Raw genomic sequence first — 25797 nt, 5'->3', positions numbered from 1 at the left:
CGCGGCGTGGCGCAGCCTTCACTCACTGCGCATCGTGCTTCGCACGTTCCGCTGCCGCGATGATCGCGTCGGCCACGGCCTTCGGCTGGCTCAGCATCGCGACGTGGCTGCCGTTCACGCGCGTGACCGTCGCACCGATCCGCTTCGCCATCGCATCCTGCAGTTTAGGATCGATCATCCGATCCTGCGTCGCGACGACGAACGACGACGGCTTCACGTGCCATGCGGCCTGCGTCACCTTCTCCGAAATGCAGCCGCCGTACCACGGTCCTTGCGTCGCCGCGACGACGCGCTGCTGCGCGGGCGGCAAGTCAGGTGCGAAATCGTGCGCGATCGCGTTGTCCGACAGCGTCGTGAAGCCGCCGGCGTCCTTGCGCAGCTCGCCGGCCCATGCAGGCGCCGGCAACCCCTGCGTCACGTCGGCAATCGACTGGCCGTTGTCCGGCGCGAACGCGGCGACGTAGACGAGCGACTTCACCTTGTCGTCATTGCCCGCGTCGCTGATCACGACGCCGGCCCACGAGTGGCCGACCAGCACGACGGGGCCCGTCTGCGCGTCGATCGCACGTTTCGTCGCGGCCGCATCGTCGGCGAGCGAGCTCAGCGGATTCTGCACCGCGACCACATGCAGCCCACGCGCCTCGAGCAGCGGAATGACGCGATTCCAGCTCGACCCGTCCGCGAACGCGCCGTGCACGAGTACGACGTTCGTGCCTTTCAGATCGTCCTTCGGCGCCGCCTGCGCCGTCATCGCACCGAACAGCCCGCCGAGCACCGCCGCGGACACCAGAACCCGTTTCGTCAAACCGACCATCGTCATGCTCCTGTCTGTCGTGTTGTTGATCATCTGGAATGTTGCAGATCGCGCCGCGCTGCGTAACGCATGCGCGGCCGCGGATTACGAATGCGCGTACAGATCGTCGGCATCCGTGCGTGTGCTGCGTACGTTGTGCGCGGCGCGCGGTCCCGCCGCGGCGAAGCGGGCGGCCGGCGCGACGGCGGCGACGTTGTCGCCCTGCGACTTCGACGGGCCGTTCTGGTCGGAACGGGCGACCTGCTCGGCGGCCGCGACAGCGCTCTCCGCAGCGGCGATGTCGTCCGGGTAATGCGCTTCGCTGCCGGCCGGGCTGTAGCCGGCCTTCTCGAGCCGGACGAGATCGGCGCGCACGTCGGCACGCGTGAGACCATGGCCGGTATCGGCAAACGACAAAGCGGGGATCGCGGCGAGTACGGCAACTGCGAGGATTCGAGCGGCTTTCATGACAGTTCTCCTTGGCGGAAGTGGGGGATATCGATCATTCGGCGTCCGGTGCGAACGTATGGCACCGAACGTTTGCTGCATGTCGACAGTAGAACCCGCTCACGTATCCGGCATGTTTCCGGAACCGGGGTGCTGTGCAAGCCGATGTTTCCGCAACGGCTCCCGATACAGTGCGATACACACGCGCCGATCGCCGCACCTGCCGCTCAACGCAAAAAAGGCGTGCCGCCGTCGGCACGCCTGTCCGTCGAACCGCTTCGTCAGGTCACGTCAAGGCGCGAGCCGCGTGAACACATAATCGTGATTCTTCACGCGCGCCTGATGACAGGCGAAGCACGTCTGGTGCTGGCCGATATCGGCCGGCACGCCGTTGATGAAGCGCCCGAAACCCCAGCCGCCCGTCGACGCATAGCGCCGCGAATCCTTCACCATCACCTGCACGGTCGTCGCCTGGCCCGGCACCGTCGCCGGCGGGAATTCGTCCGACTGCTTGCGCTTGTACGCGAGCTTCACGAGGATCGTGCCGTCCGGAAACGGCAGCGTCGACTGTTCGAGCGCTCGAATCGCGACGGGATTGCCGAGCACCACGCGCAACTCGTCGAGCGGCGCCGCCTCCTCGGCCGGCGCGACCATTTCCCACTTCCGGTAACCGGGCGGAATCGTCACGCCGTAGATCGGCGACGCGGCCGGCTTCGGCTGCTCGGCCAGCGCGGCCGGGCCGCTTGCCGCCAGCGCGCCGGCGAGCAGCACGCCCGCGATCAGCACACGGCGCGCGCCGCCGGCGCGCAAAACGTGAGTATCCGCGCGCATCACAGATGCTCCACTTGCAGGATCGCGTCGGCGAACGCCTGCGGCGCTTCCTGCGGCAGGTTGTGGCCGATGCCGCCGGTGATCGTCCGGTGCTGGTACTTGCCCGTGAACTTCTTCGCATACGCGGCTGGTTGCGGGTGCGGCGCGCCGTTCGCGTCGCCTTCCATCGTGATCGTCGGCACGGTGATTACCGGACCGGCCGCAAGACGCCGCTCGATGTCGTCGTATTGCGCTTCGCCCTTCGCGAGGCCGAGGCGCCAGCGGTAGTTGTGAATCACGACCGCAACGTGATCGGGATTCTGGAACGATGCGGCGCTGCGCGCGAACGTTTCGTCGGAGAACTGCCACTTCGGCGACGCGAGCTGCCAGATCAGCTTGTTGAATGCATCGCGATTCTCCGCGTAACCGATTGCGCCGCGCTCCGTCGCGAAGTAGAACTGATACCACCACTGCAATTCGGCCTGCGGCGGCAACGGCTTGGCGTTCGCCGCCTGGCTGCCGATCAGGTAGCCGCTCACCGACACCAGCGCCTTGACGCGCTGCGGCCACAGCGCCGCGATGACGTCGGCCGTGCGCGCGCCCCAGTCGTAGCCGCCGAACACCGCGCTGTCGATCTTCAGCGCATCCATCAGCGCGACGATGTCGACGGCCGTCACGGCCTGCTGGCCGTTGCGCACCGTGTCGGCGGAGCGGAACGTCGTCGAGCCGTAACCGCGCAGGTACGGGACGATCACGCGATAGCCGGCCGCCGTCAGCAGCGGCGCGACGTCGGCGTAGCTGTAGATGTCGTACGGCCAGCCGTGCAGCAGGAACACGACCGGGCCGTTCTTCGGGCCGAGATCCGCATACCCGACGTTCAGCACACCCGCGTCGATCTGGTGGATCTTGCCGAGCGACGCGGCGCCGGCCGCGCCCTTCGATGTCGATGCGGCGGGCGCCGGCTGCGCATTCGCGAGCGCGCTGAAGCCTAGATCGGCCAGGCTCAGGCTCGCGAGTGTCGAGCCCAGGATCAGGCGGCGGCGGGTGTTCACGGTATCGGGCATGACTCGTTCTCCATTGTCGAAGCGCAAAGAAAGGAATTCCGGTATCGCCGTTCACGCCGGCGGCGCCTGGCATTGCGCCGCCGTGTGATACGCGTCACCGGTTTTATATCCGAACCGCCCGGACGCTTTGTATCTCAACGTATCTGTGTTCGAGTCCGACAAACAACGATTCAAAATCGCGTGCGAACCGACGGTTCGCGGCCGGCGCAGGCGCGCGGGGCAGTCGCCCGCGCCGGCTCGTCGAGCGTCGCCCGATCCGGCCACGCTCACGCGCGCCGCAGCGGCCGGAACCCCGCACGCACTTCGCGCGCGAACAGTTCCGGCTCTTCCCACGCCGCGAAATGCCCGCCCTTGTCGACTTCGTTGAAGTAGATCAGGTTGTGATAGCTGCGCTCGGCCCAGCTGCGCGGCGCCTGGTAGATTTCGCCGGGGAACACCGTGATCGCCGCCGGCAGCGAGATGTCCACCGCGTTGAAGTTGTTCGAGTGATCCTCCCAGTAGATCTGCGCGGACGACGTGGCCGTGTTGGTCAGCCAGTACAGCGAAATGTCGTCGAGAATCTCGTCGCGCGGAATCGAGCGTTCGGGCACGCCGCCGCTGTAGGTCCACTGCGAGATCTTGTCGTACATCCATGCGGCCTGACCCGACGGCGAATCGGCGAGCGCGTAGCCGACCGTCTGCGGACGCGTGACCATCATCGCCGAGTAACCGCAATTGTCGCGATAGAACGTCGCGAGCTTCTCGTACGCGGCCTTCTCCTTCGGCGACAGCGATGCCGGCGCAGGCGCGTCCGTCTGCAGCAGCGTTGCGATGTCCGGCGGCACCGTCGCCGGCATGTTCACGTGAATGCCGGCCAGGCCCTGTACGCGCTGCATCGCCATCCGGTGCGAGATCACCGAGCCGCAGTCGCCGCCCTGCGACACGAAGCGCGTATAGCCGAGACGAGCCATCAGCTCGCCCCACGCGCGTGCGATGTGGTCGGAGCCCCAGCCCGTCTTCGTCGGACGGCCCGAGAAGCCGAAGCCGGGCAGCGACGGCACGACGACGTGGAACGCATCGTCGGCGCTTGCACCGTGCGCGGTCGGATCCGTGAGCGGGCCGATCGCCTTCAGCAACTCGAAGATCGAGCCGGGCCAGCCATGCGTCATGATCATCGGCATCGCGTTCGCGTGCCGCGAGCGCACGTGGATGAAATGAATGTCGAGCCCGTCGATTTCGGTGATGAACATCGGGAAACCGTTCAGGCGCGCCTCGCCCTTGCGCCAGTCGTAGTCGGTGCCCCAGTAGCGCAGCAGCGCCTGCATGCGCGCGAGCCGTACGCCCTGGGATTCGTCGGCGACGGTCTCGCGGCCCGGCCAGCGCGTCGCGGCAATGCGCCGGCGCAGGTCGGCCAGTGCTTCATCGGGAATATGGGCGGTGAACGGGCGTATGCCGTCGCCGCCGGTCGCCGCATGCAGCGCGGTGGGCAGCATCGCGGTGACGCCGGCGGCAACGGAACTGGCCAGCAGGTGGCGACGCATCGGGGAAAACGGTGTGGAAGACATCGTTCGGCATCTCCTTTCGTAAAGTGGAAAGTGAACATGCCGCGCACCTATCGCGCCGACTTTCGAACGGGCGCGCGCTGGTCATGCGGCGTCGCCCATTTGAAAGGTCTGATGTATCCCGGATGTGTCTGGTTTGTACGCGTTTGTAGCAGCGATGCGGAAACCGCGGTCAGGGTGCAACCCAGCGTCCTTCGCAACCGCCGTCGCTCACGTCGAAGATCGCGCGCCGATGGCCGCTGCGCCCGAGTTCGAGCCAGTCGATGCGCGTGACGTCCACGTGGATCAGGCAGAAGTTTCGATAGCCGTCGTCGTCTGCCGTTGCGCCGGTGCTTCGACTCGCCGCGATGCGCGCGTCGTCAGGCGACTCGATCGGCGTGCCCGGGCGCAATGGCGCGCGATACAGGAGCAGCGTATGCGGGCGGCTCGATTGCCAGATCGCACGACGTTGCGCTTCGTCGTCGCAGATCGATGAAACACCTTCCGCGCGAATCTGCACGAGCGAGCCGAGATCGTTCGCGACGATCGCGATGCGCGGATCGCGGCGCAGCTCCGCCACTTTCTCCGAACGCACGTCGGTATGGAACGCCAGCACGCGGCGCGCACGATCGACTTGCCGCAGTACGACCATGCGCACCTTCGGCGCGCCGTCGACGCCGAGCGTCGCGGCCAGCAGCATCGTGAACGGCGAGCGCTGTGCGCCGACGCCGGATTCGAGGCACGACCATAGACGGTCGTATGTTTGCGCAAGCGATTCGGCAGCGGGATCGGACATGTGGGCGCGGCGGTGTCGGGGAGTCGATCGCGCTAGCTTAACCGTCTCGGCGGCCGCGCGCTGCCGGCAGCGCGAGCGGGCGGCCGCCCGGTTCAGTTGTAGCCGAGGACGGCAGGCGCCGCGTCGCCTGCGTCGTTCGGCTCCGCGCCGAAGCGGCCCAGCACGTCGGCCACGTATTGCGGCCCCGCGCTGATCTGCGACGATCTGTGCTCGACGGGCCGGACGCCGGCCATGCCCGGCGCTTCATCCGCCCATCCGGCGGTGCTGACGACGATGTTCATCTATCTGTCTCCTCACGCGGCCAGCGCCGCACCATATGCGCGCACCAGGCGCGCGACGCCTTCCCGGATCGGATCGACGTCCGGCGCGGCGAACGACAGGCGCAGCGACGCGGCGTCGACGTTGTCGGCGAAGAATGCGTTGCCCGGCACGAACACGACCTTGTTCGCGATCGCCCGTTGCAGCAGCACGTCGGACGACACCGCGCCGATCCGCGCCCACACGAACATCCCGCCTTCGGGACGATGAAACGTAATCGCGTCGCCGAAGCCATCGCGCAGTGCGTCGCACATCGCATCGCATTTGCGCTTGTAGGCCGCCGTGATGTGCGGCAAATGGCGTTCGAGCGCACCGTCGGCAAGATACTCGGCGGCGATCGCTTGCGTCCACGGCGCGCTGCACAGGTCGACCGTCTGCTTCGCGATCACGCAGCGGCGTGCGATCTCGGCCGGCGCGATCGTCCAGCCCACGCGCAGCCCCGGCGCGACGATTTTCGACAGGCTCGCGAAGTGCACGATCCAGTCGCGCGCACCTTCGACTTCGCTCGCCAGCGCGAGCATCGAGGGCACCGGCTCGCCCGCGAAGCGCAGATCGCCGTACGGGTCGTCCTCGACGATCAGGAAACGGTATTGCACCGCGAGCCGCAACAGCTTCAGCCGACGTTCGCGCGCAAGCGTCGCGCCGGTCGGGTTCGCGAAGGTCGGCACCGTGTACAGCAGCTTCGGCTGCGCGATCGCGCCCGACGCGAGCAGCGAAGCGAGACGGTCGACGTCGAGGCCGTCGCCATCGACGGGGATCGTCACGATCCGCGCCTGTTGCAGACGCATCGCCGACAGCGTCGCCGGATAAGCGGGTTGTTCGGTCAGCACAACGTCGCCCGGCGCGACCATCACGCGCAGCAGCAGGTCGAGCCCCTGCTGCGAACCGGTGGTGACGAGCAATTCGGCCGGCGTGCACGCGACGCCGCGGCGCGCCATCAATGCGATCAGTTGCTGCTTCAGTTCCGCCAGGCCGTCGGTCGGGCCGTATTGCAGGCAGCGGACCGGCTGCGCATATGCGCGTTCGGCAGCCGTGTTCAGGCCGTCGACGTCGAACAGGTCGCTCGCCGGGTAGCCGCCCGCGAAGGAGATCATCCCCGGTTCGGAAAGGTACTTGAACAGCTCGCGGATCGGCGAACCGGCTGGATTCTGGAATGAGGGCGTGAACGCGTACATGTCGTCGTGAGCTGGATGGCAGCGACGGCCGGGATAGCCGCCACGTGCCGGCCGCCCCTGCGCTTCTGGCGCAAGCGGCGGGGATTCGAGCCACGATTGTCGATAGTCATTAACGGCGCGGCAAACGATATCTACGCACTAGGTCTTGCGGTTTGGTCATTAATGTTCCAGATCCGCCGGTCAGGTTCGCCTCCTCCGATTACCTAGGTAATTGACACCTATCGACCTAGGTAATTGGCCTCCCTACCATGGTTTTCGACGCGAACCGAGCGCCCACACGTAGAGAGGACACGACCATGACCACCCAGGACGTCGACACCAAAACACTCCGGCGCGTGATCGCCGCAGCGTCCATCGGCAATTTTGTCGAATGGTTCGATTTCGCCGCATACGGCTTTCTCGCCACCATCCTGACGCGCGAATTCTTCCCGAGCGGCGACCCGACGGTCGGCCTCCTCAAAACCTTCGCCGTGTTCGCGGTGGCCTTTGCATTCCGTCCGCTGGGCGGGCTGATCTTCGGCGTCGTCGGCGACCGGATCGGCCGCAAGCGCACGCTCGCGTTGACGATCCTGATGATGGCCGGCTCGACGACGCTGATCGGCCTGCTGCCGACCTACGCGAGCATCGGCTACTGGGCGCCGCTGCTGCTGACGATCATCCGCTGCGTGCAAGGCTTTTCGGCCGGCGGCGAATACGCCGGCGCGTGCGCGTACGTGATGGAACACGCGCCGCGCCGCCGCCGCGCATTCTTCGGCAGCTTCGTGCCGGTATCGACGTTCTCGTCGTTCGCGTGCGCGGCCGTGGTCGCGTATCTGCTCGAATCGTCGCTGTCGTCGCAGGCGATGATCGACTGGGGCTGGCGCGTGCCGTTCCTGATCGCGGCGCCGGTCGGCCTCATCGGCGTCTACCTGCGCGTGAACCTCAATGAAACGCCCGCGTTCCAGGCGCTCGAAGGCAAGCACGACATCGCGCATGCGCCGCTGATGGAAACGCTGCATTCGCAATCGTGGAACATCCTGAAGCTCGGCGCGTTCGTGTCGGTGACGGCGCTGTCGTTCTACACGTTCACCACCTATTTCGCGACGTACCTGCAAGTCGCCGGCCACCTGTCGCGTGGCACGTCGCTGCTCGTGACGGTGCTCGCGCTGTTTTTCGCGGCAGCGTTGTGCCCGGTCGCCGGTTTCTACTCGGACCTCGTCGGCCGCCGCGCGACGATCGCCACGACCGGCATCTTCATCATCGTGTCGGTGTATCCGGCGTTTTCGCTGGGCGGTTCGGGCGTGTTGTCGCACTCGCTGCTCGGCGTCGCGCTGCTCGCCATCGGCGCGGTGTTCTCCGGTGTGGTGACGGCGCCGCTGATGTCGGAAGTGTTCGCGACGAAAACGCGCTATACCGCATCGGCGATCACGTACAACCTCGCGTACACGATCTTCGGCGGCACGGCGCCGCTCGTCGCCACGTGGCTGATTTCGGCGACCGGCACCAATCTGTCGCCCGCGTACTACCTGATCGCCGTGTCGATCTTCGCGATGATCGGCGGCCTCGCTCTGCCGGAAACGTCGAAGACTGCACTCGAGGATGCAGGCCCGGCTACCGCGGGAACCGGCCAGTCCGCGAAGCGCGGCATCGAACGCGCGGTTTGAGATCGCGCCGGCTTCTCGAGCCGGCGCCCGGCACGCCCCTCGCACAGGGGCGAGCCTTCACGATTCCAGCATCGTCATCGACGGCCTGAACGTTTCGAAGTTCGAGCGCTCGGTGTTCTCACGCTGGTGCGCACGACCGACGACGTCCTGCGCGTGAAGCGGAAACACAAGACCGGCATCATCCGCGGCTTCCAGAACGCGTATGCGTTCGATAACAATCTCGGCGACATCGTTCACGTCGGATGATGCTCCGCGCGCCTGCGCCGCCGCTACAATCGGACAGCAGACAACCCCGCCCGATAGCGCTGGTCCGGACACGGTTCGGACCGTCGACGAGATGCCGAACATGACCGACACGATGCCCGCCCTCGACTACGAAGATCTCTTCAGGCACCTGCCTGTCGCGGCAATCGTGGCGAAGGAGCGAATCATGATCGACTGCAACGAGAAGGCGTTGCAACTGTTCAGGGCGACGCGCGACGACATCATCGATCAGTCGTTCGCGAAGCTCTATCCGCAACAGAAGGACTTCGCGACGACGGGCCGGCGCCTCGCGCCGCTGCTTGCCAAACACGCCGGGTTCAGCGACGACCGCATCATGCGGCGCGTTGACGGCAGTCACTTCTGGGTCACCGTCTGCGGTTTCGGATACAACCCGAAGCGGCCGTTCGAGCTGGCGATCTGGACGTTCACCGATCTGTCGGAGAACGTCAAGCATACCGACGTCACGAGCACGCTGACCGATCGCGAGCGGGACGTCGCGGCGCTGCTGGTGCATGGCCTCACCAGCAAGGAAATCGGCAAGGAACTGGGCATCAGCCCGCGCACCGTCGATATTCATCGTGCGAGTTTGCTGCGGAAGTATGAGGTGCGGACGACGCATGACTTGATAGCGTGTCTGCTGGCGTGAGGGCACGCGTATCGACAACGCGTCGTGCGCGCGGCAACAAACACGTGACGCACGCCTTTCCGCGGACGTCGCTTGCCTGCCCGAAGCGCACACGCGCCCCGGGCCCCACCGAGTCTATTCAGACCGTACGCGACACAAGCTCGCTCAGGACGCTGTCCAGTGCGACGCGACCGCGCAAAATTTCATCAGGCCTGCTTTCGAAATCGATCCAGCCTTCGTTGAAGCCGTCCAGCATGCGCATGCGGGGCGCCGGATGCTTCATCCCCTGCGCGCGGAACAGCGTTTCCCACGTTCGCCTGTCGACGACTTCCGCGCGCACGTGCCGGCCCAAAACGCGACTGAAGGCCCGTGCGAGTTCATCGGGGCTCACGCGGCGCGATTGCAGCGAAGCAGACAGCGCATCGGGTACGTCGAGCGCAAAACGGTCAATGCGAAAGCACGGCGTTTCGGATGGCAGCGCTGGATACCCTGCGCTCGCCATCACGCTCGAACGCACCCCGGGCGCGGTGACGGTCCGTTCGCGCTCGCGCGCCTCTTCTTGCTGTCGGGATTGCTGGTCGTTGCCCGGAATGATCGGTCTCGGCGTTTCCTGTGCCCATACACCAGTCGCGATAAGCAGCAGTACTGCTACAGCGGAATTCCCCCGGCAAATAGTTTTCATGTAATTTTAAGCACTTGATTGTGAATTTCGACTACGTCGCACACCGATCGATGCCAAGTATGCGATCGTCAGTGAACCGAACGCATCTAGCATCCGAAAATGCCATTAGACACACTGCATTACACCATCGCAAGAAGCCGTGGGCGCCAGAAGATAAAATTGGAGATTAACTCGGCGCTCATTAACGCCATTAATTATATTTACTACCCCTCACCTCTGAAAATATGGGAGGACGCCCTCTTAAATATAACCAATAAATTCCCCATCAAAAGTGATTCAAACAAACGTACGAGTGCCTCTCCGAAGCCGAAGCTGAAGCCTCCCAAGCACCTTACTAACAAGTGTCCCGAACAATCCGCCAACCAACCCGCTTATGATTTCGCCGGCCATTGCCGCTCCTTACCATTTCTTGGAATCGCCGGACGTTGCAATCGTTCGCCCGGCACGTCCGACCGATTGCCCAAGTGCGAGGTCAATTCCGCGAATTACCGCTTCCAGCAATTGACTATCTCCCCCGATCACCACTACCGCATCGCCAATCGCGAGATGACGGAATAGGAGATTCAGGACCGCATCCGCGACGACCAACGACTCGCCGCTGAACGACGGTTTCGACGGCGCTTTCGCTCCAAGCGTTCATAAACACCGCCCCCGGCATACGCCGGGCCCGGTTTTCAGCTAAAGAAGATGTTCTTCAACACCACGTACACAATGAAACTCATCATCGCGGTAAAACAGCACCACCAGATAATTTTCTGTGCTCGCGTCTTCGGAACAGATGTAATTGACGGTCCCATGGCTACCACCTAATTCCAGTTTTCCCTTGATCAACGGAGAAACCCCAGCCAACAGATGCAGGGTTGTTTGTCTTCCCCACGTTCACACCTGCACCGAAGCCTACAACAGTCGCCGTACCGTTACCGGGCGACACCATGACGCCGCCACCCAAGCCGCCATACAGCGCGGATCCGCCGCCTGCGTATTCGCCAGCAAAGTTATTTGTCTGTCCCGGCCTGACTGTACTCGTATTCAGATAGCCAGCCGATATATTCACACCTGCACCGACCGGGTTCGGCAGCCCCATATTCAATCCGCCACCGAAGAACCCGTTCCCGTCTCGCGTAAATGTCCCCCACACACTGCCCACGAAATAGTCAATCTGGAAGTTCACAAAGTCCGGTGCACGGACCAGGGCCGGATTCTTGCCCGTCGTCGTCGCCTGATACGAGAACCCGCTACCCTGCGCTCTCTTCGCAATATACGCCTGCAAATCAGGATCACCCGGACCCAACGATTGCGTCCATACCGTCTGACCCGCCTTGTTCACGCCATACCGCGTCCACTCCGTCCCGTCCTGCGGCATCTGTCCCGACGCTACTCGAACATTGCCCGGCAACACCCCTCCATCGCTCATCACCAGATCCATTTGCGCCATCTGCTCCTGAATCTGCTGCATCGTATATTTTCCGTCGCTTTCCGCTGCCAGCTTCTTCGCCAGCGTCTGCTCCTTCGCCTTACCGTCCTCGTGCAACTGCCGATTGAACCGATCCACGTTGTACCCCGAAAACGCCCCGGACTCACCACCCACTGCCGCACCCGCCCCGTTCGGCGTCCGGATCACCTGCGTGCTGGTTCCTGGCGTCGGGACAATCTGCGCACCGGACAGAGTGGGCAGCATGCCGAGCGCGGCGACGCCGGCCATCACAACGCGAGCGCCGGACGTCGACGAACGCCGCCGTGCGCGTGCCTCGCCCGTTGCCGATTTGCCCTCAGCCGTCGCGGTCTCTTCGACAGCCACCACCATTCCCCGAAGCCCGGAAAACACCAGGCGATACGTATTCCTGTTCATTCTCGCCGGCGCGGCCTGCGCCCAATCGTTCGTTATCGAACGCGAGATTACCGAATCACCGGGAAATCACCGCTAAAAATTGCCAAGTCGTCGAGTGGAAGCCACAAATCTTTAATTTCGGATTCGTCTGATTGACGCGACCCCAGACTTTCGGATTTTCGGTACTTAGTCTCTAGGTTCCAATGCAACACCTTGAAACGGGTAAGGCGTTGCGATGAGGAAGTACAAGCATCTGAGCGCGGAAGAACGCTCGGTCATCATGATTGAACATAGAAACGGCAGCAGCACGAGAGCGATCGCACTACGGCTCGGGCGAAGTGCCTCGACGGTTTCCCGCGAACTCGCACGCAACGGCGATACGGCGATACGGCGACGCACTACGATGCGACGCGGCGGCATCGACGTACCGTGCTCGTCGTCAAGGATGCCGCCTGCGGCGCAAGCTGTTCGCTGGCAGCGCACTGTATCGACATGTGCATCACCGGCTGGTCTATTGGCGCTGGTCGCCGCAGCAGATTGCTGCCAGACTTCGCCGTATGTATCCCGACGATCCTGACCAGCGCGCCAGCCACGAAACGATTTACGCCGCGATATACGCTCATCCGCGAGGCGGACTCAAGCAGGCGATGATCGAAGCATTGCGCCAGCGATACATCATCTTTCAGCCATTTATGATTAATTCCAGTATCTCGCATTCCTCCACATACACACGCGCAAAATCCAGCCCATGGACTTTCCAATCGCAATGAGCACGCATAATTCGCTTTGCTATGGTCTGAGTATTCCCGGTCGGTGCTTTCACTCCAGCTGACCCGCCCCCTTCCAAAACACCAGACAGCCGCGACTTCAACGGCAGTTGCCGACCATGAACCGCAGCCGCACCGAGAAGCCTCTTTCCCCAGGCCGAGCAAGCTTAAAAGTCAGCGACCACGCTACCCAAAAACCCGAGTCCACACCGCGCGAAGGCGTCGTGCGCGGTCTTCGAGGAGATAGGAGGCGGCCAGCGTCAAGAGACCCGAAATCGCGCCCGTCACGATGTGTTCGACATATGGGATACGGTAATGACTCGCGTGCGAGTACGCGTCGCCCACCGTTGTCAGGATGCCGACGATCAGCGCATTGCCGTATCGGTGCGTGTAGAGTTTCGCCGCGGGTGTGAAAGTCAGAAGCACAGCCAGGAGGCCGGTGAACAAGCCTGTTTGAAATGCAATGGCCCAGTGGGCGGCGCTCATGATGTTTCCCCAGCTACCCGGCATGCAGGTCATGCACGCACTGGTCGGCTGCCAGAAACGCTGGACAAACAGTCTGGCGCGGTGCTTCCACTCGGTTGACATGATGCGTTCCCGTCAATGCCGGCCATGCCGCCGTCCCGGCCGGCGCCACGCGGATCGTTGAATCGGCATCCGGATCATCTGACGAACCGACCGTCATCGCGGATCGACCAATTGTGCGCCATGGCGGCCGGGCCGTCACCCGGACATAGGGGAATACTACTCCACGACAACACGGCCGCTGAAACGACGGAGACCGGTACGCGTCGCGCCGAAATGACGGCGATCATGCGGCTCATCTTCACACACCCGGCAGACAGAAAGACGGTTCTTCGTGGATTTCCCCGGGCGTCGCTTGCGGACCCTGAAGAGACAGTTGCGGAAAGCGAAAACGGACACTCGCGTCGCCGTTAGGGGCGAATCTGTCCTATTGGGATTGACAACTATTTTGCCTAAATTCGCAGAGCGCCTGAGTCACCGTTGCTGGTCACGGCGTGATAGGTAATTGCTTCCAATCGCCGGCGATGCGTCGGTACAAGTGAGAGGGCAGGCGATGGTCGCACTCCCCGGACCGCTCTACGACGTGCCGAAGCTCCACTAGCCCTTGCGCAGAAGATGAGTCGCAGAATGCAAGGAGGTCACGAGCTGGAGCAACTGCGACAAAACCCTGCGGCGCGACATGGGCGTACCAGTAATTCCACATGGCATCAAGCGTGAGAAGACTCGCCTCGAAGTTGCCTCCCATGAGTGCAACATAGATGGAACCGTATTCGCGAACAGTCAGCTTTTCTTCCGCAAGAGCCTGCAAATTTGAAACGGCGATTGAATGAAGTTGATCAACCGAAACACATTCGTGTTCCAGATGCCGGTGCTGAATGAAAGCCAAATGATCAGCTGCATCCACGACATACGAAACCAATAGATCGTCACTGAAGGGACGGAGAACAGGCGAGTCCTCGCGTGACAACGATATTGCTGGTGTGGAGTCTTGCACCATGGGCTTCAGGTAAGCGATGGCGCGGGCGCAGATGCCGCCTTCTGTCACATTCATAGAGCGATCCCAAAATACAGCCAGAACCAACTCGCGGATTGTCGACCATTCGGGCCGCCATGTCGAACGGCCGATTTTGGCCGAACACCGACATTCCTCCCGCGCATCCACCCCGAAGAACCAAAAAAAAGCCCGGCAAAGCCGGGCGAATCAGATTGAGAACACAAGGAGAATCCCGCCCACCCCACACCGGGCGGTCACGCCGCGCTACACGACGTTCTTTTCGACGATCGGCCGGTTTTCAAGCACACGCTCCCAGCCGAGCGACGACAGGTCGAGCGATTGATACCGCCCGCCGAGAATGAGTTCACTGACCCCGCGCCCGGTCGCGGGCCCTTGCTGCAACCCGTGCCCGCTATACCCGTTTGCGAACACGACGTTGTCGAGCTCGGGGTGATACCCGATGATCGCGTTGTGATCGAACACGTTGTACTCGTAGTACCCGGACCAGCAGTTCTCCACGCGCAGCGCCTCGAACTCCGGCACGCGATTCGCGAGCGTCGGCCAGATCACTTCATCGAACAGATCATGATCGACCTCGTCGAGCGGCAGATCGTCGGGATCGCGATCCGGGCTCGGCGACGTCCCGCAGATATACGTGCGCCCTTCCGGCCGGAAATACACGCCGGTCGGATCGATCAGCAGCGGACAATCGGTGAGCTTCGCCGGCGACGACACGTTGAAGATGCTGCGACGCCGCGCATACACCGGAATGTCGATACCCATCATCGACGACAACGTGCGCGTCCACGCGCCCGCCGCATTGACCAGCGTGTCGCACGCATAACGCTCGCCGTCGCTCGTCACAACATGCGTGACCTTGCGGCCGTCGCGCACGACGCCGCTCACGTCGGCCGCCACATAGCGCGCACCGAGCGCCTGCGCCTTCTTGCGCAACGCCTGCACGAGCCCATACCCGTCGAACCACCCTTCGCCGCTCGCGCCATACGCGCCCGACACGAGATCGTCGACGTTCAGCCACGGAAACTTCGCACGCAGCGCGTCGCGATCCATCAGCCGGATATCGGCGCCGAGCTTCGTCTGCAGCGCATGGTTCTCGCGCAGCGTCGCATCGCCTGCCGGCGTCGCGAGGAACAGGTAACCGCCTTCATGCAGATCGATCGACGGCCGCGTGCCGTCGACCTCGAGCCGCTCGCCGATGTTGCGCAGGAACTCGATACCGGACAGCGACATCTGGATCGACAGCGGCGTCGAGAACTGCTGGCGGATCGACGCGGCCGACAACGCCGACGACGACTTCGCGTAGGTCGGATCGCGTTCGATGACGGTCACGGAAACCGTCGGATCGGTGGCACGCAGAAAATAAGCGATCGAGCTGCCGATCACACCACCGCCGACGATGACGACTTGAGAACTCACGACTGACTCCAGTTGCTCGTAAAAGACGCGGCCCGCTCGGCCGCGCGTGAAGATTGTTCGTGCCGCGTCGCGCGGCGCACCTCGGCGGCCGGGGGATTCGCCGCGAGGTGCGCCGCGATCGCGCTCGATCGCTTCGGCTATTTCAGCACGTCCGGCATTGCAGCGAAAGTCCGCGCGCGTCGGCCATTTCAGGCGTTCAGTCCGCCGTCTGCGTCGTGACTGGCTGCCACGCGGCGTTCTTCACTTCATACAGCGTCGAGCTCGGATTCTTCAGGTCGCCCGTGTTCGTGAACGCGATCGTGCCGGTGATGCCGTCGTAGCGCGTGCTCTTCAGCGAACCGTTGAAATCGGCCGGCCTCGTCGAATTCGCCTTCTGCATCGCATTGATCGCGATCCACGTCGCGTCGTACGCGAACGGCGCATATGCGAGCATGTCCACGCCGTACTTCTGCTTGAATTTCGTCTCGAACTGCTTGCCCTTCGCCAGGCGCGCGAGCGGCTGCCCGTATTCCCACACGGCCGCACCTTCGGCGGCGCTGCCGGCGAGCTTGATGAAATTCGCGTTCATCACGCCGCCGCCGGCGAGGAACTGCGCGCGAATGCCGAGCTGGCGCATGCGCTTGACCAGCATCGCCGATTGCGCATCGAGGCCGCCGAAGAACACGAGGTCCGCGTTCGTGCTCTTGATCTTCGTGAGCTGCGCGCTGAAGTCGACGGCCTTGTCGTTCGTGAATTCGCGCGCGACGATCATACCGCCGCTCGCTTTCGCCGCCTTCTCGAATTCGTCGGCCTCGCCCTGGCCGAACGCGGTGCGGTCGTCGATGATCGCAATGCGCTTTGCCTTGGTCACGCTCGCCGCATACGCGCCTGCATTGCCGGCGTTCTGCGCGTCGGTGGCGATCACGCGATAAACGGTGCCGAGCCCCGCGCGCGTGATGTCGGGATTGGTGGCCGACGGCGTGATCATCGGAATGCCGGCCTTCGCATAGATCTTCGATGCGGGCAGCGTCGTGCCCGAGTTGAAGTGGCCGATCACGACGGCCACCTGCGCGTCGGCCAGCTGCTGCGCAGCCTGCACGCCGATGCGCGGATCGCTCTGGTCGTCCTGCGACGCGACGACGAATTTCACCGGCTTGCCGCCGATCGTCGTACGCGCGGCGTTTGCCTCGTCGACGGCCATTCGCACGCCGTTCTCGATGTCCTTGCCGTACGCGGCGCCGCCGCCCGTGAGCGGCACGGCCACGCCGACCTTCACGACCGTCTCCTGCGCGTAGGCGGCGCCTGTCTGGAACGCGAAGATCGCGGCGGTCAGCGCCATGCCGGAAAGCGAACGAATGCGGAACGTCATCGGCCAATCCTTCTTCTGTGGGTCGATATGCGACGCGCGACCATCGCGCGCCGGCGACCTCCCGCGTGCCGGTGTCGATCACCGCGGCTCCGTCTCCGGGGAACCTGTCAGCGCGAAAGAGGTGAACCGATTGTGGGTAGCCAATACGCGTGCAGCAAACGAATTATCGGAACTACGTTGTGAGGAATTGTCATCAACTGTCGACGCAATCGACGGTGCGCGGCCCGCGCGACGGCGGGCCGGCACGGAAAGCGTCATGCGGGATGCGCGCAAACGCCGTTGCAGCAAGGGCGCGCGGGGTAATGCCGATGCAGAATCATCGCTGTATCAGGCGGCGCAACGGCGCCACGCGGTCCGGCCGCACGCATCGCGCGCTACGGTCAATGGCGGTCGCGCCCGATGTGGGTATCGGTGCCCGTATGGTGGCGCACCGCGTCTGCCGCCTCGCCCGCCTTCTCCTGCAACTTGCCGGCCTGCTGTTCGGCCACGCCTTCGGCCTCCGTCGCGCGGTCGCCCGTCACCTTGCCGAGCGCTTCCTTGACCGAACCCTTCACTTGTTTGAGCTTCCCTTCGATGCGATTCCTGTCCATGGTCGTCTCCTGCGATGAGTTGGGGAGAGAGCCGGCGGCACGGCAGCGTGCGCCGCACCGCCGAGCGGACAGGATCGCAGCCGCGCGCCGGGCGCGGCAGATGCGGATGCACCACCCGGGATGGTGCATTCGCCCCGGTAGCACGATGTGGCAGTGTCGCGGCGTCAGTCGGCGGCGTTTTTGTCGGTGCCTTTTTCGCCGCGCGCGACGTTCGGCTCGGCCGCTCCGACAATCCCGCGCTCGCGCGCCCACACGATCGCCTCGCCGCGACTGTGCACGTCGAGCTTCGCGTAGATCGTCGCGACGTGATTGCGCACGGTATTCGGCGCGAGCCCGAGCCGGCCGGCGATCTCCTTGTCGGCGAGGCCGTGACACAGCAGGTCGAACACGTCGCGCTCGCGCGCGGTGAGGTCCGACAGTTGCGCACCCGCATCGGGCGCATTCGCGCGGCGCACGTTCGCGAGTTTTTCGATCAGCGTGCGGCTGAACCACGACGCGTCCTGCATCGCCGTCTCGATCGCATAGACGAGCTCCATCTCGGTGCGCTTGCGATCGCTGATGTCGAGCAGCGCGATCAGCAGGCAATCCTGGCCGTGGATCGCGACCGGCTCGGCCGACACGACGCAATCGCGCACGTCGCCTTCGCGCGTGCGGATCTGCACGTCGGCGCTGCGCACGTTGCCGTCGCGCGCGATCTGGTTGTCGATCTGCTGTCGCGCGCCGCGCTCGGCCCACAGTCCGATCTCGTCGGCGGACTTGCCGAGCAGGTCGTCGCGCGAATGGCCGGTCATCCCGACGAACGCATCGTTTACGTCGAGCAGCGCAAAGCCGTCCGCCGTGACGATCGCGGTCGCGACCGGCGCCATCCTGAACGCCTTGGCAAAGCGCTCCTCGCTCTGCCGCAGCGCAAGCTCGGCCTGCTTCCGCGGTTCGAGATCGGTGAACGTGAACAGCATGCACGCCTCGCCGTTCATGTCGATCGGCTGCCCCGCAACGACAACCGCATTCGGGCTGCCGTCCGCGCGCTTGAGCACGGCCTCCATCTGCGGGATCGTCGCGCCGTCGCCGAGGCGCTCGATCGCGAGTTCGCGTCGCTCGGCCTGTTCGAGCACGTCGATCTCGTACACGGAGCGGCCGAGCACGTCGTCGCGCGTGTGGCCGGTCATGTCGAGAAACCCTTGGTTGACCTTCACGTAACGCAAGTCGTCGAGCCGGCAGATCACAGCCGGCGCCGGGTTCGCGTTGAACGTGCGCTCGAACCGGTCTTCGGCGCTCGCCCATTCCGTCGCGTCGTGCAGCACGAGCGCGAGGCAGTCGGGCTCGCCGGCCGCGTTCGTCAGCACGAGGCTGCGAATCCGGTGAACCCAGCTCACGTTCTCGTCGGCGGCCGACTCGACTTCGACCGTCACGTCGCTGAACTCCTCGCCCGCGATCACGCGGTCCATCGGATAGTGGCCGTCGCGCACAGGATGGTTGTTCCGGTAGCGCAGCCGGAAGCGCTCGCGATACTCGGTGACGTCCGCGCCGAGCGCTTCGAGTTCGGTCACGCCGTGCATCGCTAGCGCGGCCTCGTTCGCCCAGACGATGCGCTGGTCCGGTTCGATCAGGATCACGCCTTCGGTGAGCCCCGCGATGATCTGGTGCAGCTGGCGCCGGTCGGTATGCGACTTCAGCACCTGTTCGTTTACTCGTTCGTCCATTGTTGGGTGGTCCACGTCGTTGCATGGTTGCCGATTCGGTTGCATTCGCGCGGCGGCACGCCTGGCGCGATCGATCGGGCGCCGCCGCGCACGCGCACGCGCGAATGCACTATGCGCAATAGTACATTCGCGTGTAGTTCAGCTTCGGTGCGATACCCCGCCGAGCCGCGCACGGCACGGCCCGCCCCGCTCTCGCGTGCGCCACGCGGGATGCTGTCGCATTTCCCGTTCCCGCGCCGCCGTTCCGTCCCCGTGCAAACGCACTAGCTCATCCGGTGAATTTGCGCGATGTGCGCGTGCATTCGTGCCGGTACGCTGGTACTGCATCGGCGCTCATGCGCTGCCCATCCATACCGCAGAGGAGGATCACCTGATGAAGCTGCATCAGACACCCGATCCGACGCGGCCCGAGCCGGCCCCGGACAATCCGCCCGAGCCTTCGCCGGGCACGGATCCCCCGGTGCCGCTGCCGCCCGACGTGCCGCGCCCGGACATGCCGCCGCGCGAGCCCGGCTACGACACGCCGATCGCACGGTAGCGTGCGCCGCGCTTCGCATTCGTCGATTCATCCACCCATCAAGCCAATCGAAGGAGAACATCAATGAACAAGACCTCGCACCTTTCGACGCTACTCGCCGCGAGCGCGGCTTTCCTGCTCGCGGCCGCACCGCTCACGAACGTGCACGCGCAGACACAGGCATCGTCGACCGATACCACGATGAAGTCGGATTCGGATCAGCCGGTGACCGACACGTGGATCACGACCAAAGTGAAGAGCGAACTCGCGACCACCAAGGGCGTGAAGAGCACCGACATCAGCGTGAAGACGGTGGACGGCGTCGTCACGCTGACGGGCGTGCTGCCGTCGAAGACCGCCGTAAAGAAGGCCGTTGCCGTCACGCGCTCGATCAAGGGCGTGAAGCATGTCGATTCGTCCGGCCTGAAAGCCAAGGCATGAGCTGTCACGCGGCCCAGCGCCGCGCTTTTCTCCCCTAACTCCAGGAGCACACCATGAACGAGGACAAGATCAAGGGTCAATGGAAGCAGCTGACCGGCAAGCTGAAGGCCAAGTGGGGCAAACTCACCGACGACGACCTGACCGTCGCCGAAGGCAACCGCGACTACCTGGTCGGCAAGATCCAGGAGCGTTACGGGATCGCCCGCGACGAAGCCGAGCGCCAACTGAGGGACTTCGATCGCGAGCTGTAACGCACCGGTCGTCTCATCCCGCCGCGACGCATCCCGCGTCGCGGCCACGCGGAGGACAACGACATGGGCAAGTATCTGATCGCATGGCTGCTCGGCGTACCGATCGGCGTGCTGGTGCTGTTCTATCTGGTCACGCACCTGTTCTGACGACGTGGCGCCCATCCAGCGCAAACGGGCCGATGGCTGTTTTCAGCCATCGGCCCGTTTCTATTCGCTCACGCGCCGCGCGTTACTTCGCCGCGTTCGCCGTCATCTTGAAGATGCCCTGCGCATTGCCCGCATCGAAACGCAGGTCCGTCACCCAGCGGCGCGTCGCCTGATCGAACGTGCGGCGGCGCGTGATGAACTCGTAGAACGAGCCCGGCACGTTGCGCTTGACCGTGCCGCCGTCGCGCGTGCGGAACTCGCGCTCGACGATGTCCGCGCGGTACGCGGTCTGGAACACGCGGCCCGAACGCGAGCGCTCGACTTCCGGCTTCATCGGCCGGCCTTTCGCCTTCTCGTCATCGGACAATTTGAACACGTCGGCCACGCGATCGGTCGCATGATTGAATGCGTTGCCTTCGGTCGCGATCCACGCCATCTCCGCCGATTCGAGCAGCAGCGTCTCGTAGTCGAGCTCGTTCGGCACGTCGTGCTGCCGCGCGAACGCGCCGACGATCTCCGGCAGCAGCGCATGCGCGGCGTCGAGCGGCAGCCAGCCTTCGCGCTCGATCTCCCACAACAGCGCGACCGCCGCCGGCGACAGCGGATCGCGCGACGAACTGACAACGTTCGTCACGGCCTGCTGGAACTCCTTCGAGAAGCGCTCCGGATGCAGTTCGCTGACGAAGAACTGCGCGATCTCGTCCGGCGCATCCTCGTGCGCGTATGCGCGGCCCGTCATGCCGAGCTTGTCGAGCGGATAGCGGCCGTTCAGGCGAAACCCGAGCGGACGCAGGATCCGCGTGAACGCGGCTTCGCCGGGCGGCAGCGCACCCGTGTGCGGCCAGCGCACCGTGCGCAGCGCGCCGTGGTCGAAGTACACCGAGCCGCCGTTTGCGATCGCGTCGGCCGTGTACGCGCGGCCGTTCGCCGAGCGCTCGAGCAACCCTTCGAACAGCGCCATGTTCATCGCCTGCGCGATCTCCGCGCGCGTGACGACGCCGGTTTCCCACTCGTCGAGGATGGACGGCATGTTCAGGGTCGCGAACAGGGCGTCGGTCTTCGCCTGTCCCAGCAGCTTCGTCAGCAAGCTCTCGATATTCGGATTGCGCATCAGGATTCTCGTGTTCGGGGACTGCCGGAAAAAGGCGCCGGCAATTCGGATGGCCGGCCGCGATGCGGGCGCGTGGCCTTGCGTGGGATGCATTATTCAAAGGGTTGCAGCGACGCGTAAAGCGAGATTAAATTGACACGTGATGAGTTTTTGGAATTATTGACGTACTTCGCACCCGCCCGCCCGTCCGTTTCGCGCGGGCCCGTTCGTCAGACGATACGAGCACCATGCGCAAATTCAAGATCCCCAACATGGGTGCGCTCGTGGCTTTCGAAGCCGCGGCGCGCCACGAGAGCTTTACGCACGCGGCGAAAGAGCTGTTCCTGACCGAAAGCGCGGTGTCGCGGCAGATCGCGACACTCGAAGCGAGCCTCGGCGTGCGGCTGTTCGCGCGCGTGAAGCAGCGCGTCGTGCTGACGCGCGCCGGCAAGCTGTACGGCACGCAGGTGCGGCGCGCGCTGGAGGCGCTCGACCGCGACACGCTGTCGATCATCGCGCACGGCAGCGGCGGCGGCTATCTGGAACTCGCGGTGTTGCCGACCTTCGCATCGCACTGGCTGATCCCGCGCATCAAGAGTTTCTACGACCGCACGCCGGACGTGCGCGTCAACATGGGCAGCCGCACCGACCTGTTCTCGTTCGAAGATACGCACTTCGAGGCCGCGATCCACTACGGCAAGCCGACGTGGCCGGGCACGTCGTCCGACTATCTGTTCGGCGAGGAAGTGGTGCCGATCTGCTCGCCCGCGTTGCTGAACGGGCCCGTCGAGCGCGTCGAGGACTTGCTCGCGTATCCGCTGCTGCACTCGACCACGCGCCCGGGCGCGTGGGCGCAATGGTTCGAGACGCACGGCGTCGACGACATCCGCACGATGCAGGGCGTGCGCTACGAACTGCACACGATGCTGATCAGCGCGGCCGCGGCCGGGCTCGGCATCGCGCTCGTGCCGAAGTTTTTCGTCGAGGAACAGTTGCAGCAACTCGGCCTCGTCGTGCCGTGCGACGCGGCAACCGTCGGCGATTCGGCGTACTACCTCGTATATCCGACGGAGTTCAGCCACAGCAAGCCGCTGGAGCTGTTTCGCGGCTGGCTGCTCGAGCAGGCGAGCGCGTATGCGGCGCCTGCTCCCGATGCGCACGAACGCGACGACGAAGACGACGAAGACGACGAAGACATCGAGTGACCGCACCGTGGTGGGGCCGTCAACGCGCGGCGGCCCGCATCCGCGCCACGCCGCTGCGTGACGGCTCGTCGGCAGTCACGCGCGGGCCATCGTGAAGACGACCCAAGCCGCGTGTTTACATGTGCCACTTCACCGTGGCGGTCAGCGTGCGCGGATCGCCGGGCATGTTGTACAGATCGGCGTTGCCGTGCGCGGCAATGAAGTACTTGCGATTGAACAGGTTGTCGAGCGTGAGCGTCACGTCGACCTTCTTGCTGCGATAGCCGGCGCCGAGATTGAACACCGTGAACGACGGCAGCGTGACCAGATCGCTGGCCGACGTGTAGCGGGCCGACTGGAACTGCATGCCCGCTGCCGCATAGAAGCCATACGGGAGCTCGCGCTTGAGCCACAGGCTGGCACTGTGCCGCGGCATCAGCCCGGGCGTGTTGCTCGACAGCGCAAGGCCGGCCGCCGTCGACTGGGGCGAGCCGTCGACCGTGCCGTTCAGGTACGCATAGCCCGCATATACCGACCATTTCGGCGCGATCTGCCCGGTGAATCCGAGTTCGGCCCCGCGCACGTGCTGCGTGCCGATCGGCAACGCATAGCCGAGATTCGCCGGGTCGCCGATCTGCTGGTTCGTCTGCCGCATGTCGAACAACGCAACGCTGGCCGTCGCCTTGCCGCCGATGTCGAAGCGCGAACCGATTTCGTACGCGGTCGTCTTCTGCGGTGCGAGCGCGGCGCCGTTGGAAAACGCGCCGGAGCTGATCAGCGTGTCGGCCAGCGGCGAGAACGACTGGCTGAACGAACCGTACAGCGTCAGCCAGTCGAGCGGTTCGTACATCAGGCCGACGCGCGGGCTCCACGCGTGATCGGTGCGGTCGAGATTGACGTTCGACGACGTGTAGTCGTGGCGAATCTGGTTCAGGTAGTCGAAGCGCAGGCCGGCGAGCACCTTCCAGTGTTCGCTCAGCGAGATGAGGTCTTGGGCGTAGACGCCCGCGAGTCCGACCACGGTCGATGCGTTCGTCTTCGCACGCGTGCCGATCGGCACGCCGGGCAGCACGACCGGCTGCGGATTCAGCAGATCGTAGGTCGCGACTTTCGATACGCTGTAGATCGTGTCGAACTTCTGCTGCTGCGACAGCTCGAGCCCATACAGCAGCTCGTGACGCATGCCGAACAGCGACGTCTTCTGCGTGAGTTCGAACAGCCCGTCGATACCGTGATCGGTGCGCTGGCGCGTCGACTGATCGAGCGTGACGACCGGGTGCGCGGCGGTCTTGATCGGCTCGTACGTCACGTAATTCTTTCGTTCGAGCGAGAAGTCGTACGCGCGAATCGCGCCATGGAACGACAGCGAATCGTTGAAGCGGTGATCGAGCGACACGGTCGCGCTTTTCGCCGAGACGTCGTTGTACGAACTGTTCACCCCGTCGGCCGACCCGTAATACGTGTTGATCGGCACGTCGACCGGCCGGCCGAGATACGCGGGCAGCCCCTGGTCGGACGTGCGGCGGTCGTGCAGGTAGTCGAATTCGACGTTGAGCACCGTGTCGCTGTCGAGCTTGAACTGCGCGGACGGCGCGATCGCCTGGCGGTTGAGCTGGAACTGGTCGCGAAAGCTGTTCGAATTCTCGGCCGCACCAGTCACGCGAAAGCGCGCCGCGTCGTTGGCGTTCCAGCCCAGGTCGAATTCGCCGCGCCGCTCGCCGCGCGTGCCGAGCGTCACGCCCACGTCGTTCACCGGGTTCGCCTGCGGCCGCTTCAGCACGCGATTCACGATGCCCCCTGCCGAGCCGCGCCCGTACAGCACGGCCGCCGGCCCCTTCAGCACCTCGACCCGCTCCACGTTCGACAAGTCGCGGTAGTACAGCGCGTCGTCGCGAATGCCGTCAACGTACTGGTCCGTGATGCTGTTGAAGCCGCGGATCGTAATCTGGTCGCGCTGGCCGTCGCCGACCGAAAAGCCGACGCCCGGCACGTTACGCAGCGCGTCCTGCAGCGACGTCGCATTCTGATCCTCGATCACCGCGTGCGGCACGACGTTCACGGTCTGCGGCACGTCCATCAGCGACATGTCGGTCTTGGTCGCCGCGCGTGAACGGCCGCCGTCATACGACGCACGCTCTGCAGCCGCATTGACGGAAATCGCGGGCAAGGTCGCCGCGGTGTCGCTTGCCTGCGCGCAGGCGGCGCGTGTGCCGGCAAGCGACGAGGCAATCAGAAGTACGTGGCACGCGCTCTTGTTGAGTTTCATCGTTGAAGTAAAGGCAGAGGGAAATCGGTGAGCGCAAACGCGGCCGGCCGACGCCGATTCATCCACCGGCGCATCGACGATGCGGACTCTCTTTCAGCGCACCACGAACGGCGTACCGGGAATCGCGCCGTTGCGCGGGCCGGCGTGCGGCGCGCGGGCGGCCGTTACGCCGCGTCATGGCTCGTAACGGAGCGAAATATTAAACGAGAATGATTCGCGTTATTAGTTAATTTCCAGCATGTCGCCTTCGTGCAACGTCCATCCTGCTGGCGGAGGGGATTTCCGACGAATTGCTTTCAGTTTTGCGCGCAAATGCGCGTGCGTCGTAATTAAAACGAAAGAATGAGAACAAGCGCAGTGCGTGATGACCGCGCGTGTCGAAGGGCTGTGCGGGGGATACGTCGGAAAGAGGAAACGGAATCGCGGGACGGCGTGGACGGCCCAATCGCTCGAGGTCCGGTGCGCGCCGGGCCGGGCAACCCCGACCCGGCGCTCCGGGCAGCCGACCTCGTATCGGCAGCGCGGCGGACCTTCTCTTGTTTCTTGACTGCGTGTGTCTCTCAGGTTCGGGGCGT

Annotated in this window: 23 protein-coding genes and 2 pseudogenes; 7 read left to right on the top strand and 18 right to left on the bottom strand. The window is 64.4% G+C overall.

Features of this window, described 5'->3' with window-relative positions:
• Positions 1 to 22 precede the first annotated feature (22 nt).
• From KDW55_RS24050 to KDW55_RS24015, 8 genes are all read right to left on the bottom strand, one after another.
• Positions 23 to 814: an alpha/beta hydrolase gene (locus KDW55_RS24050; RefSeq protein ID WP_040140936.1), complete on the bottom strand. Its 792-nt coding sequence runs from the start codon at positions 812 to 814 to the stop codon at positions 23 to 25.
• Positions 815 to 898: 84 nt separating this feature from the next.
• Entirely contained in the window at positions 899 to 1261 is a 363-nt protein-coding gene (locus tag KDW55_RS24045) for a DUF4148 domain-containing protein (protein WP_040139141.1), read from the bottom strand.
• A 270-nt stretch (positions 1262 to 1531) separates the two neighbouring features.
• The gene (locus KDW55_RS24040) at positions 1532 to 2071 is read right to left on the bottom strand and encodes a cytochrome P460 family protein (RefSeq protein WP_040139140.1); all 540 of its coding nucleotides are present in this window, start codon (positions 2069 to 2071) and stop codon (positions 1532 to 1534) included.
• The gene (locus KDW55_RS24035; protein ID WP_059546208.1) at positions 2071 to 3114 is read right to left on the bottom strand and encodes an alpha/beta hydrolase; all 1044 of its coding nucleotides are present in this window, start codon (positions 3112 to 3114) and stop codon (positions 2071 to 2073) included. Before KDW55_RS24035 ends, KDW55_RS24040 begins: the two co-directional genes overlap by 1 nt.
• Positions 3115 to 3380: 266 nt before the next feature.
• Complete coding sequence (locus KDW55_RS24030; protein ID WP_059546207.1) at positions 3381 to 4658, bottom strand: epoxide hydrolase; 1278 nt, start codon at positions 4656 to 4658, stop codon at positions 3381 to 3383.
• Positions 4659 to 4827: 169 nt separating this feature from the next.
• Positions 4828 to 5430, bottom strand: coding sequence for a pyridoxamine 5'-phosphate oxidase family protein (locus KDW55_RS24025; RefSeq protein ID WP_069242610.1), 603 nt, complete (start codon positions 5428 to 5430; stop codon positions 4828 to 4830).
• A 92-nt stretch (positions 5431 to 5522) separates the two neighbouring features.
• Positions 5523 to 5711 carry a hypothetical protein gene (locus KDW55_RS24020; RefSeq protein WP_040139136.1) on the bottom strand — a complete coding sequence of 63 codons (189 nt, stop codon included), beginning with the start codon at positions 5709 to 5711 and terminating at the stop codon, positions 5523 to 5525.
• Between the two features lie 12 nt (positions 5712 to 5723).
• Complete coding sequence (locus KDW55_RS24015; RefSeq protein ID WP_040139135.1) at positions 5724 to 6923, bottom strand: PLP-dependent aminotransferase family protein; 1200 nt, start codon at positions 6921 to 6923, stop codon at positions 5724 to 5726.
• 296 nt (positions 6924 to 7219) lie between these two features.
• Between KDW55_RS24015 and KDW55_RS24010 the strand changes: the two genes are divergently transcribed.
• The 3 genes and pseudogenes from KDW55_RS24010 to KDW55_RS24000 all read left to right on the top strand — a co-directional run bounded on the left by KDW55_RS24010 (position 7220) and on the right by KDW55_RS24000 (position 9476).
• Positions 7220 to 8566 (top strand): MFS transporter, encoded by a 1347-nt coding sequence (locus tag KDW55_RS24010; RefSeq protein WP_040139134.1) that lies wholly within the window; start codon positions 7220 to 7222, stop codon positions 8564 to 8566.
• Position 8567: 1 nt separating this feature from the next.
• A pseudogene (locus KDW55_RS29780) lies at positions 8568 to 8797 on the top strand (hypothetical protein); the annotation flags it as partial.
• 106 nt (positions 8798 to 8903) lie between these two features.
• Positions 8904 to 9476, top strand: coding sequence for a PAS and helix-turn-helix domain-containing protein (locus KDW55_RS24000; RefSeq protein WP_080294468.1), 573 nt, complete (start codon positions 8904 to 8906; stop codon positions 9474 to 9476).
• Positions 9477 to 9594: 118 nt separating this feature from the next.
• Here the strand turns inward: KDW55_RS24000 and KDW55_RS23995 are convergent.
• The 8 genes and pseudogenes from KDW55_RS23995 to KDW55_RS23955 all read right to left on the bottom strand — a co-directional run.
• A pseudogene (locus tag KDW55_RS23995) lies at positions 9595 to 9852 on the bottom strand (NmrA family transcriptional regulator); the annotation flags it as partial.
• A 1084-nt stretch (positions 9853 to 10936) separates the two neighbouring features.
• Positions 10937 to 11986, bottom strand: coding sequence for an ESPR domain-containing protein (locus KDW55_RS23990; protein ID WP_212160559.1), 1050 nt, complete (start codon positions 11984 to 11986; stop codon positions 10937 to 10939).
• Positions 11987 to 12918: 932 nt separating this feature from the next.
• Positions 12919 to 13320 (bottom strand): hypothetical protein, encoded by a 402-nt coding sequence (locus tag KDW55_RS23980; protein WP_040139128.1) that lies wholly within the window; start codon positions 13318 to 13320, stop codon positions 12919 to 12921.
• Positions 13321 to 13744: 424 nt separating this feature from the next.
• Positions 13745 to 14308: a hypothetical protein gene (locus KDW55_RS23975; RefSeq protein WP_209822184.1), complete on the bottom strand. Its 564-nt coding sequence runs from the start codon at positions 14306 to 14308 to the stop codon at positions 13745 to 13747.
• Between the two features lie 207 nt (positions 14309 to 14515).
• Positions 14516 to 15688, bottom strand: a complete 1173-nt coding sequence (locus KDW55_RS23970; protein WP_212198052.1) for an FAD-binding oxidoreductase — start codon at positions 15686 to 15688, stop codon at positions 14516 to 14518.
• Positions 15689 to 15884: 196 nt separating this feature from the next.
• Positions 15885 to 17036, bottom strand: coding sequence for a branched-chain amino acid ABC transporter substrate-binding protein (locus KDW55_RS23965; protein ID WP_212160562.1), 1152 nt, complete (start codon positions 17034 to 17036; stop codon positions 15885 to 15887).
• 380 nt (positions 17037 to 17416) lie between these two features.
• Positions 17417 to 17626 (bottom strand): CsbD family protein, encoded by a 210-nt coding sequence (locus KDW55_RS23960; protein ID WP_040139123.1) that lies wholly within the window; start codon positions 17624 to 17626, stop codon positions 17417 to 17419.
• 164 nt (positions 17627 to 17790) lie between these two features.
• Positions 17791 to 19326, bottom strand: coding sequence for a helix-turn-helix transcriptional regulator (locus tag KDW55_RS23955; RefSeq protein ID WP_209822182.1), 1536 nt, complete (start codon positions 19324 to 19326; stop codon positions 17791 to 17793).
• Positions 19327 to 19699: 373 nt separating this feature from the next.
• Between KDW55_RS23955 and KDW55_RS23950 the strand changes: the two genes are divergently transcribed.
• From KDW55_RS23950 to KDW55_RS23940, 3 genes are all read left to right on the top strand, one after another.
• Positions 19700 to 19864: a hypothetical protein gene (locus tag KDW55_RS23950; protein WP_167357956.1), complete on the top strand. Its 165-nt coding sequence runs from the start codon at positions 19700 to 19702 to the stop codon at positions 19862 to 19864.
• Positions 19865 to 19927: 63 nt separating this feature from the next.
• Positions 19928 to 20284, top strand: coding sequence for a BON domain-containing protein (locus tag KDW55_RS23945; protein ID WP_040139120.1), 357 nt, complete (start codon positions 19928 to 19930; stop codon positions 20282 to 20284).
• A gap of 53 nt (positions 20285 to 20337) precedes the next feature.
• Positions 20338 to 20535: a CsbD family protein gene (locus KDW55_RS23940; protein ID WP_040139119.1), complete on the top strand. Its 198-nt coding sequence runs from the start codon at positions 20338 to 20340 to the stop codon at positions 20533 to 20535.
• 229 nt (positions 20536 to 20764) lie between these two features.
• Here KDW55_RS23940 and KDW55_RS23935 read toward each other — a convergent pair whose 3' ends face one another.
• The gene (locus tag KDW55_RS23935) at positions 20765 to 21793 is read right to left on the bottom strand and encodes a DUF1338 domain-containing protein (RefSeq protein WP_040139118.1); all 1029 of its coding nucleotides are present in this window, start codon (positions 21791 to 21793) and stop codon (positions 20765 to 20767) included.
• 227 nt (positions 21794 to 22020) lie between these two features.
• On the opposite strand from KDW55_RS23935, the gene KDW55_RS23930 reads away from it, so the two are divergent.
• On the top strand, positions 22021 to 22977 hold the full coding sequence (locus KDW55_RS23930; RefSeq protein WP_212149298.1) for a LysR family transcriptional regulator: 957 nt from the start codon (positions 22021 to 22023) through the stop codon (positions 22975 to 22977).
• 115 nt (positions 22978 to 23092) lie between these two features.
• Here the strand turns inward: KDW55_RS23930 and KDW55_RS23925 are convergent, their stop codons facing one another.
• Positions 23093 to 25222, bottom strand: a complete 2130-nt coding sequence (locus KDW55_RS23925; protein ID WP_212160563.1) for a TonB-dependent siderophore receptor — start codon at positions 25220 to 25222, stop codon at positions 23093 to 23095.
• Positions 25223 to 25797: the final 575 nt, after the last annotated feature.

This window comes from Burkholderia sp. AU19243 (assembly GCF_018148075.1).
Classification (GTDB): domain Bacteria; phylum Pseudomonadota; class Gammaproteobacteria; order Burkholderiales; family Burkholderiaceae; genus Burkholderia; species Burkholderia latens_A.
The sequence above is the reverse complement of the archived record's forward strand: the minus strand, read 5'-3'. Positions and strand labels throughout refer to the sequence as shown.